The following is an 8,546-nucleotide window of genomic DNA, read 5'->3' as shown; positions in this document are numbered from 1 at the left end:
CTCCGACCGCTCCGCACGACGCCCGACCCGCCGCCGGACGAACACCGAACTCGTCCTCGCCCACAACACCGTCTGCTGATCACCACCAGCCGAACTACCAGGCCAACACGCCCCGACCCCAATTTCACCCAAGGTCGTAATCGGTGATCGCGCGGGTGTGGGCGCATGAAGACAGGGCTTCTTGGTAGCTCGGGATTGCGAAGCCATTCGAGCACCGAGGGCCTGTCGGTGCAGTCTGGTGGCGGGCTGGTGCCTTGAATCTCCTGCGATCCCATGCTGTTCGGCCGGTAGTTTTCAGCCGGCCGCCAGGACTTCCACGCCGCGCGCCGTGAGCTGCTCAACGACTGCGTGGTGGGGGTCGGCGTCGGTGATCAGTCCGCTGATGTCTTCCCAGGGCAGGACGCGGAACCGTGATGCTGTGCCGATCTTCTCGGACGAGGCGAGGATGTAGGTGTCCGCGGCCCGTGCGGCCAGGGTGCGTTTCATCGCGGCCTCTTCAGCGTCGCCGGTGGTAAGCCCCGCGTCCGGGTGGACGCCGGTGACGCCCAACAGGCAAAGGTCGGCGGAGATGTTCTGGGCGGCCTCGACCGCGGCCGCGCCGCAGGCAACCGCGGAGTGTTTGAAGATGCGGCCGCCGAGCAGGAAAACCTCGGCCTTCGGATGCTCCAGCAGCGCGGCCGCGACGGTCGGGCTATGGGTGATCACGGTGCAGTCCAGGTCCGGCGGAAGGGCATGGGCTACAGCGAGGGCCGTGGTGCCACCGTCCAGGATCAGGGCGCTGCCCGGCCGCACCAGCGCGGCGGCAGCCGCGGCGACCTTCTGCTTGCCGTCGGGGGTGACCGTCTTCCGGGCGGCGTAGTCCGCCACGGCAGGGGAGAGGGGCAATGCCCCGCCGTAGACACGCTGGCACAGTCCCTCGGCGGCGAGGTCGCGCAGGTCGCGGCGCACGCTGTCCTCGGAGATACCCAGGTCTGCGGCGACGTCCTTGGCGACGACCTTTCCCTGCCGGGCGAGCACGTCCAGCAGGTGAGCACGCCGTTGAGCGACCAGCATTCACACTCCTTCATGTTCTTGCACGTTTCTGCATGTATCGTAGCGCGCCATGACCGACAAGCCGATGCTCATCCTCATCGCCGGGCCCTACCGCTCCGGCACCGACGGCGACTCGTGGGCCATGGCCGCCAACCTTGCCCGCCTCGAAGCGGCAGCATGGCCGGTGTTCGCCGCCGGCCACGTGCCCGTGATCGGGGAGTGGGTGGCCCTACCCGTCCTTCGCTCGGCCGGCGTGGGCCCCACGGACCCCCTCGCCGACCAGGTCCTCTACCCGACCGCCGACCGTCTGCTCGCCCACTGCGACGCCGTACTCCGCCTCCCCGGCTACTCCACCGGAGCCGCCCAGGACGTGGCCACCGCCCGCCGCCGCGGCCTGCCCGTCTACCACGACGTGGCCGAGATCCCGCGCCGCATCCCGCAGGAAGGCAGGGCCGCGTGACGGCCCGCCCCGGCATCGACACCCCCGACCACCGTGGCCGCACCGGCCTCGACCGCGTCGGGCGCGACCTGGACCGCAACCCTCGCGTCAGGGTCCGTGATGTGGAGCTCACCTCGCAGGGCTGGCATGTTCTGCGCCGCACCACCTTCGACTACCAGCGCCGCGACGGACGCTGGGTCACCCAGCAGCGCGAGACGTACGACCGCGGCAACGGAGCGGTCGTCCTGCCGTACGACGCCGAGCGCCAACGTGTGCTGCTCACCCGCCAGTTCCGCTACCCGGCCTACGCCAACGACCACCCGGACGGCATCCTCGTCGAGGCCGCGGCCGGGCTACTCGACGGCGACGCCCCGCTCGCCGCCATCCGGCGCGAGGCTGCAGAGGAACTCGGCGTCACGCTCGGCCCGCTCACCCACGTCCTCGACGCCTACATGAGCCCCGGCTCGGTCACCGAGCGCCTGCACTTCTACGCGGCCCCCTACACCCCGGCCGACCGCACCGGAACCGGCGGCGGTCTTGAGGAGGACGGCGAGGACATCGAAGTGCTCGAACTGCCCTTCGCCGATGCCCTCGCCATGGTCCGCGACGGACACATCGCCGACGGCAAAACCATCATGCTCCTGCAATGGGCTGCCCTGGACGGACCCTTCGCCCCCGCAGCTGACACAGGCTGACACCGCCGCCCCGGCCGGCCCTGCCTCGGGTACACGGATTAGCCGGGAGCGAGCCATCAGGCGGCAGTGAGCTCGGGCCGCTCGACGAGCTGACCGCGTTCGAAACGGGCTCCGGCGCGGACGCGGGCGACGAGGTGGGGCGCGGTGATCGCGCGCCATCGCTGCTGGGCAGACTCGACGAGCTTGAAGACCATAGCAAGCGCGGCGGCCGCGCTGTCGGCGCACCGGGTGACCTTCGTCCGCAGCCGGACGGTGGCGAAGGCCGACTCGATCGGATTCGTGGTCCGCAGGGGAATCCAGTGCTCGGCGGGGAAGTCGTAGAACGCCAGCAGCTCGTTTACGTCGTCAGTGATCTTCTTGACGGCCTTGGGGAACTTCGCGGCGTATGCCTTCTCGAACGCCGTGACTGCCTTGAGGGCGTGGTCGCGGCCCTCGGCGTTGTAGATTTCCTGCAGGGCCTTCTTCGCGCCGGGCTGCGCGGACTCCGGCAGGGCGTTCGCCATGTTGGCGATCTTGTGAACCCAACACCTTTGATGCCGGGTCTCGGGAAACACCTCGGCCAGGGCCTTCCAGAAGCCCAGGGCACCGTCGCCGACCGTGAGGACGGGGCCCTGATCCGTGACGGACGGTGCTATCAAGGTGGACTCTCTGTCACAACGGGAACTCGGCAACGTCATTAGGAGGTGACGAGGTCTTCCGGCGCGGACCGGGCGAGATCGACGAGCGTGCCGAGCGCCTGGGAGAGGACGTCCAGCTGCGGTGAGGCGAGCCCCAGGCGGACGGCGTTGGGGGCGTGGTTGCCGTCGATGGTGAACGCGGCGGCGGGCACCACCCCGATGCCATGCCGCGCGGCGGCGGCGACGAACGTGTCCGCGCGCCACGGGCGGGGCAGCTGCCACCAGCAGTGGTAGGAACGCGGATCAGTCTGCACAGCGAAACCGGTGAGATGCCGGGCGGCGATCCCCTGCCGTGCCGCCGCTTCCCGCTGCTTGGCGGCCACCAGCTTCTTCACGGTGCCGTTCTGCTGCCAGCGGTGGGCGGCCTCCAGGGCGAAGCGCATGGGGGCCCAGCCGCCCGATCCCAGGGTGGCGGCGATCTCACTCGTCAGGTCGGTGGGCGCCACCGCGAAACCGAGGGTCAAGCCGGGAGCGATGCGCTTGGACAAGCTGTCGATGAGGACGGTCCGCTCGGGGGCGTAGGCAGCGAGCGGCGGGAGTTCGTCGCGCAGGAACGCCCAGACGGCGTCCTCGACCGCGGGGAGTCCGAGTCTCCGCAGGGTCTCCGCCAGCTGCTCGACGCGCTGCTCGGGCATCGTGAGCGAGAGCGGGTTGTGCAGCCTCGGCTGCACGTAAACGGCGTGCAGCGGGGCCACGGCGTGGGCTTCCACCACGGCCTGCGGGATCAGTCCGGCGTCGTCCATGGCCAGCGGGACCAGGGTGATGCCGAGCCTGGCGGCCACGGCCTTGATGACGGGGTACGTCAGCTCCTCGACACCGAGACGCCCGCCGGGTGCCACCAGGGCGGTGATGACGGCCGAGATGGCCTGCCGTCCGTTGCCCGCGAACAGGATCCGCGCGGGGTCGGGGCGCCAGTCGCCGCGGGCGAGGGTATCGGCGGCGGACTCCTGGACGGCCGGAAGGCCGGACGCGCCGACCGGCCGCAGGGCGTACCCGAGGGTGTCGGGGCGCAGCAGCCCGCCGAGCCCTTCGGCGAGGAGCGCGCTCTGCTCGGGTACAGCCGGGTAGTTGAGCTCCAGGTCGATCCGGCCGACCGCCGGTTCCGTGAGCGCGGGGGCGGAGGCACCGGACCTCGCGGACGCCGCGCGCACGAACGTGCCGCGTCCCACCTCACCCACCGTCAGGCCACGACGGGCCAGTTCCTGGTACACGCGCGTGGCCGTGGAGTTGGCGATGCCGTGCTGCCGCGCGAACTCCCGCTGCGGAGGAAGGCGATCACCCGGCCGGAGGGAACCGGACCTGATCTCCTCGGCTACCTCGTCGGCAACGCTCTGATAGTCCTTCACGACACGCGCTCCCCTCGTCCGTCCGGGTGCCTCCATCCAACCACAACATTGCACTCAGTGCAATTGGATAGTTGCATCGAGTCGGCGCCCTGCAATACGCTCCCAGCGTTGCCCCGAGGTCGGGAAGGGAGTCCTGAGCTCAGTGAACACGACGACCCGAAACCGGTCGCCGCTCGGCCGCACTCCCGCACCTCTGCCCGACTGCCGTCAGTGCGGCTTCAGATCCCACCTGATCAGGTCGGACGCGGTCGCCGACGCGCTGAGGGAGTACACCGCAGGCTGGCAGCGGCTGCTGCGGAACCCAGGGCTCGGCAGCCGACGCGCAGGGGTACCCGCCTGGTCACCCCTGGAGTGGGGTTGCCACATCCGGGACATGTGCCTGCTGTTCCACATTCGACTCGATGCAATCCTGGGAAAATCAACGATTACACCGAGACAGACGGTCGCTATGAAGGCCTGGGTATCAGCGGATTACCCCGATGCTGTCCCGCACTACCGGGACGAGGAGCCACGGCACGTGGCGGAGGAGCTGGGGCGAGCCGCCGAGGCCCTGGCCCACCGCCTGGCCATGCTCACCGCCGACGACTGGAACCGCGACGATCCACGCCTGGCTGACCCGCGGCTCACCGTCGACTTCTTCACCCGCCACCTCCTGCACGACATCGCCCACGACCTCGCCGAGGCCGTACAGGACGACAGCGCCGACGAGGCGCGCGGAGAACGAGGTGCAACGCACCTACGAATGAGAGGTTTTCATGATTGAACTGAGCGGGATCCTCGGCGTAACGGTGGTGGCACTCGGTATGGTGCTCACCCCCGGGCCGAACATGATCTATCTCGTCTCGCGCAGCATCACCCAGGGCAAGCGCGCCGGGATGATCTCCCTCGGCGGTGTGGCACTGGGCTTCATGGTGTACCTGGTCGCCACGAACGTGGGCCTGTCGGTCGTCTTCCTCGCCGTGCCCGAACTGTACGTCGCGGTGAAACTGGCCGGCGCCGCCTACCTCGCCTATCTGGCCTGGAACGCCCTGAAGCCGGGCGGAATCTCCGTCTTCGACCCGCAGGACGTGCCGCACGACTCGCCGCGCAGGCTGTTCACCATGGGCCTGATGACGAATCTTCTCAACCCGAAGATCGCCATCATGTACCTCTCCCTCATCCCCCAGTTCATCGACTTGGACAAGGGCCACGTCCTCCTCCAAGGCCTCATCCTCGGCTCCATCCAGATCGTGGTCAGCGTCACGGTCAACCTGACCATCGTGCTCGCCGCTGGCACGATTGCCGTCTTTCTCTCCCGCCGTCCCTCCTGGCTGAAGGTGCAGCGCTACATGATGGGCACCGTCCTCGGTGCCCTCGCCGTCTCCCTGGCCATCGACACGTCGGGGCCGGCCAACCCCAGCTGACGGAACGGCAGAACAGCCGGAGGGCCTCCGCCTTTGCTGTCACACCCGAGCCCATGCCAGGGGCCGCCTCGACCTTGCCCCTGTGCTGATCGTGCTGGGCTCACATCACCCGCAGCTCACCGTGACCTGTCTTGTCACCGACCAGGCGCAGCTGCGGGAACTCACCTCGGCGCCGTCGATGCGGTGCTGGGACAGCGATATCACCACCCGCCCGATGCCACACCCTGGGGCATCGAGGTCTCGCCGCTGCTCGACAATCCGCTGCTCGTCGTCACCGCCCCGGCCGGCCAAGCCGACGAGAGGCCCGTCACTGCGGGAACTGGCCATGCACAGACTCGTAGTGCCGCCGCCGACCACGGACTGCGGGCAGGCCATCCTGCGCGCCTGCCACCAGGCCGACTTCACACCCACGACGCCCTACACCACAGCCGACATCGCTGCCCAGCTCACCCTCGCACGGGCTGCCCTCGCCACCGCGCTCGTCCCCCGGACCGCCATCGACCCGGCCGCGCTCGGAATCCGTACTGCGCCCATCGAGGATCGCCCGATCCTGCGCCTGCTGTTCGCCGCGACGCGTCACACCGACCGCGGCCCGACGACCACGGCTGTCATCGCAGCGCTGCGCACAGCCGCGCGACAGAACCGCACCCTGCGCCTTCCGTCGACCTAGGACACGCCGTCGAGCGGTCGGAGGAAGCGGCGCTCGTACCGCTTGATGCAGCGGGTGTCACGGGCCAGTTCGAACGCTTCCCGGCATTCCGGGTCGGACATGCTGTCCGTGCGGTACTGCTCGTACGCGGCCAGGCTGGGAAACGAGAACAGGGCGTAGGCGATGTCGCTGTCGCCCTCACTCGGCAGGAAGTAGCCGTGGTGCGTCCCGCCGAAACGGTTGACGAGCCGGACCCAGCGGCGGCCGTATTCCTCGAAGTCCTCGAGCTTATCGGCGTCGATCTCGTACTTCAGATGAACAGTGATCATGCCTGCATCATGCCGGGTGACGGACCCTGGGCCAGTGAGCGAAGGACGTGGCCAGTTGTTGGCCCGCGCGGGCGCGGGTGGTGGCGAGTCGGTAGGAGCTAGTACCGGTCTCGATTGCGACGACTCCTTGAACCTGGGCAATACGCGCCAATCCGCTACGGCGAACGGTTGCTGGAGGCCGGCGCGACCGCGTCCGTCGGCTCCGTCGCGGACAGCTACGACAGGCTAACGCCGCCCTCTACCGGATCGTCCTCAGCCGCCTGCGCTGGGAGGGCCGTTCCCAGGACTACCTGCGGCGACGCCTTGCGGAGGGCAAGACCAAACGCGAGATCATCTGCTGCCTCAAGCGGTACGTCGCACGAGAGATCTACCGGCTCATCGTCCCCACGAACACCGCGGCCAACGACACGGGACCAGCCCGAGATACCGCTTGACATCCATAGGGGCATCAATGCCGTGGCCGAGGCCCTCAACGGCTCGTTCAAGGCTGAGCTGATCGAGCACCAAGGACCCTGGTGGGACGCTGACCAGGTAGAACGTGCCGTCGTCCAGTGGGTCGGCTGGTACAACACCGAGTGCCTGCACTCAGCCTTCGACCACCTCCCGCTCGAGGCATTCAAGGCCCGGCACTACCGATCCCAGGCAACCCTGAACGCCGCCTGAATCCGCACAAACCGGCCGCTATGAAACTCGGAACAGCTCAGTGAGCGCATTGAGGCTCGGGCGGATCGCGGCCGCGGCTGCGGCGGCGGCAGCGGCTTCATCTCCGGCCTCGATCGCCGCCAGCAGCGCGTCGTGGGGTTCGGCGCCGCTCTCCTGGATCACGTCCTGGCTACGCAGCGCGTGCAGGCTGTCATGGAGTCGGCCGACAAAGAAGCGGTAGCACTCCAGCAGCACGCTGTTTCCCGCCGCTTCCACCACGGCCAGGTGAAAGTCTGCGTCGGCACGGGCGAACTCCTCCGGCGTGGTGGCGCGATTTCGGGCAGCGAGCAAGCTGCGCAGCCGCCGCAGGTCGGCATCGGTGCGGCGGATGGCGGCGAGCTGGGCCGCCTGAACGTCGAAGCCGAGCTGGACCTCGAACACTTCGCGTACGTCGGCGGTCCCGAACCGGCGCAGCATGGGGGCGGGGTCGGTGGTGGAGACCACGTAGGTACCGGCCCCCTGCCGGGTCTCCAGCACGCCCAAGTGCACGAGGGCCCGAACTGCCTCTCGGATCACGGTACGGCTCACTCCCAACTCCTCGGTGAGCTGCTGCTCGGTCGGCAGTCGGTCCCCGATCACCCAAGTGCCTTGTGTCAGAGCTTCGTTGAGCTGGCCTACGACCTCGTCGACCGAGGACCTGCGGCCGATCATGCGCATGGGGGCTCCTTCGCCGGTTGCAATCTTCCAGCCCCACAGTATCCTGATCACCTGCCATCATTCATCAGTCATCATACAAATTTGGAGTTACGGTGAAGCAATTCATCACACCCGATTCCTTGGCCTGGGCCGCACAGCTGCGCGAGGACACCGGGGCAGACGCCATGCCGTTCGCCCCGGCGGTCGTCACGCGCGGCGACACTGTGTGGCTCTCGGGCGCCACCGCCTACCCGCTCGTACATCAGCACCCCCATGACGAGGCCGAGCTCACAGTGCCCGAGGGAATCGCGGAGCAGACCCGCGCCTGCCTGGAGAATCTGCTCATCGCGTTGAAGGCGGCCGGCGGCGACGTTCAGGACATCGTCAAGGTCACCATTTTCAACACCGACATGGACGCCCAGAACGAGGTCAACCAGGTCTACGTGGACTTCTTCGGTGAGCACAGGCCGGCACGCAGCCATATCGGCGTCAACCGTCTGGTCGGCCCTGAGCTGAAGATCGAGATCGAGGCTGTAGCGGTCCTTAGCCTCGGGCTTTCGCGTGGCCGGGTGTCCGATGCGTGATCGGAAACGCGAAGAGTGCTCCTGACCTGCGACGATGGGACTTGTCTAGGGTCC

At 68.4% G+C, this 8,546-nt stretch carries 11 protein-coding genes and 1 pseudogene; 7 read left to right on the top strand and 5 right to left on the bottom strand.

The genetic code is table 11. The annotated features are described in order from the left end of the window. Window positions 1-294: 294 nt before the first annotated feature. The gene (locus tag ABZ826_RS38315) at window positions 295-1,053 is read right to left on the bottom strand and encodes a DeoR/GlpR family DNA-binding transcription regulator (protein WP_361459079.1); all 759 of its coding nucleotides are present in this window, start codon (window positions 1,051-1,053) and stop codon (window positions 295-297) included. A 49-nt stretch (window positions 1,054-1,102) separates the two neighbouring features. Between ABZ826_RS38315 and ABZ826_RS38310 the strand changes: the two genes are divergently transcribed. Together ABZ826_RS38310 and ABZ826_RS38305 are read left to right on the top strand one after the other, a co-directional pair. Continuing rightward, complete coding sequence (locus ABZ826_RS38310) at window positions 1,103-1,492, top strand: DUF4406 domain-containing protein (RefSeq protein WP_361459077.1); 390 nt, start codon at window positions 1,103-1,105, stop codon at window positions 1,490-1,492. Then, window positions 1,489-2,166, top strand: coding sequence for an NUDIX domain-containing protein (locus ABZ826_RS38305; RefSeq protein ID WP_361459075.1), 678 nt, complete (start codon window positions 1,489-1,491; stop codon window positions 2,164-2,166). The genes ABZ826_RS38310 and ABZ826_RS38305 overlap by 4 nt, the downstream gene beginning before the upstream one ends. A 56-nt stretch (window positions 2,167-2,222) precedes the next feature. Here the strand turns inward: ABZ826_RS38305 and ABZ826_RS38300 are convergent. After that, a pseudogene (locus ABZ826_RS38300) lies at window positions 2,223-2,774 on the bottom strand (transposase); the annotation flags it as partial. A gap of 68 nt (window positions 2,775-2,842) precedes the next feature. Next, on the bottom strand, window positions 2,843-4,189 hold the full coding sequence (locus ABZ826_RS38295; RefSeq protein ID WP_361459073.1) for a PLP-dependent aminotransferase family protein: 1,347 nt from the start codon (window positions 4,187-4,189) through the stop codon (window positions 2,843-2,845). Window positions 4,190-4,706: 517 nt separating this feature from the next. Here ABZ826_RS38295 and ABZ826_RS38290 point away from each other — a divergent pair. From ABZ826_RS38290 to ABZ826_RS38280, 3 genes are all read left to right on the top strand, one after another. Next, window positions 4,707-4,952, top strand: coding sequence for a hypothetical protein (locus ABZ826_RS38290; protein ID WP_361459071.1), 246 nt, complete (start codon window positions 4,707-4,709; stop codon window positions 4,950-4,952). Then, complete coding sequence (locus ABZ826_RS38285) at window positions 4,945-5,592, top strand: LysE family translocator (RefSeq protein ID WP_361459069.1); 648 nt, start codon at window positions 4,945-4,947, stop codon at window positions 5,590-5,592. The genes ABZ826_RS38290 and ABZ826_RS38285 overlap by 8 nt, the downstream gene beginning before the upstream one ends. Before the next feature lie 178 nt (window positions 5,593-5,770). Then, entirely contained in the window at window positions 5,771-6,262 is a 492-nt protein-coding gene (locus ABZ826_RS38280; protein ID WP_361459083.1) for a LysR substrate-binding domain-containing protein, read from the top strand. On the opposite strand, the gene ABZ826_RS38275 is transcribed toward ABZ826_RS38280, so the two are convergent. Then, window positions 6,259-6,570: an NIPSNAP family protein gene (locus ABZ826_RS38275; protein ID WP_361459067.1), complete on the bottom strand. Its 312-nt coding sequence runs from the start codon at window positions 6,568-6,570 to the stop codon at window positions 6,259-6,261. The two genes, ABZ826_RS38280 and ABZ826_RS38275, sit on opposite strands and share 4 nt — an antisense overlap. A 456-nt stretch (window positions 6,571-7,026) precedes the next feature. Between ABZ826_RS38275 and ABZ826_RS38270 the strand changes: the two genes are divergently transcribed. After that, window positions 7,027-7,233 (top strand): integrase core domain-containing protein, encoded by a 207-nt coding sequence (locus tag ABZ826_RS38270; protein ID WP_361459081.1) that lies wholly within the window; start codon window positions 7,027-7,029, stop codon window positions 7,231-7,233. Window positions 7,234-7,251: 18 nt separating this feature from the next. Here ABZ826_RS38270 and ABZ826_RS38265 read toward each other — a convergent pair whose 3' ends face one another. Next, complete coding sequence (locus tag ABZ826_RS38265) at window positions 7,252-7,929, bottom strand: FadR/GntR family transcriptional regulator (protein WP_361459065.1); 678 nt, start codon at window positions 7,927-7,929, stop codon at window positions 7,252-7,254. Between the two features lie 92 nt (window positions 7,930-8,021). On the opposite strand from ABZ826_RS38265, the gene ABZ826_RS38260 reads away from it, so the two are divergent. Continuing rightward, window positions 8,022-8,492 carry a RidA family protein gene (locus ABZ826_RS38260; RefSeq protein ID WP_361459063.1) on the top strand — a complete coding sequence of 157 codons (471 nt, stop codon included), beginning with the start codon at window positions 8,022-8,024 and terminating at the stop codon, window positions 8,490-8,492. Window positions 8,493-8,546: the final 54 nt, after the last annotated feature.

This window comes from Streptomyces sp. NPDC047515, from assembly GCF_040643055.1.
In the GTDB taxonomy this organism is placed as follows: Bacteria; Actinomycetota; Actinomycetes; order Streptomycetales; family Streptomycetaceae; genus Streptomyces.
The sequence above is the reverse complement of the archived record's forward strand: the minus strand, read 5'-3'. Positions and strand labels throughout refer to the sequence as shown.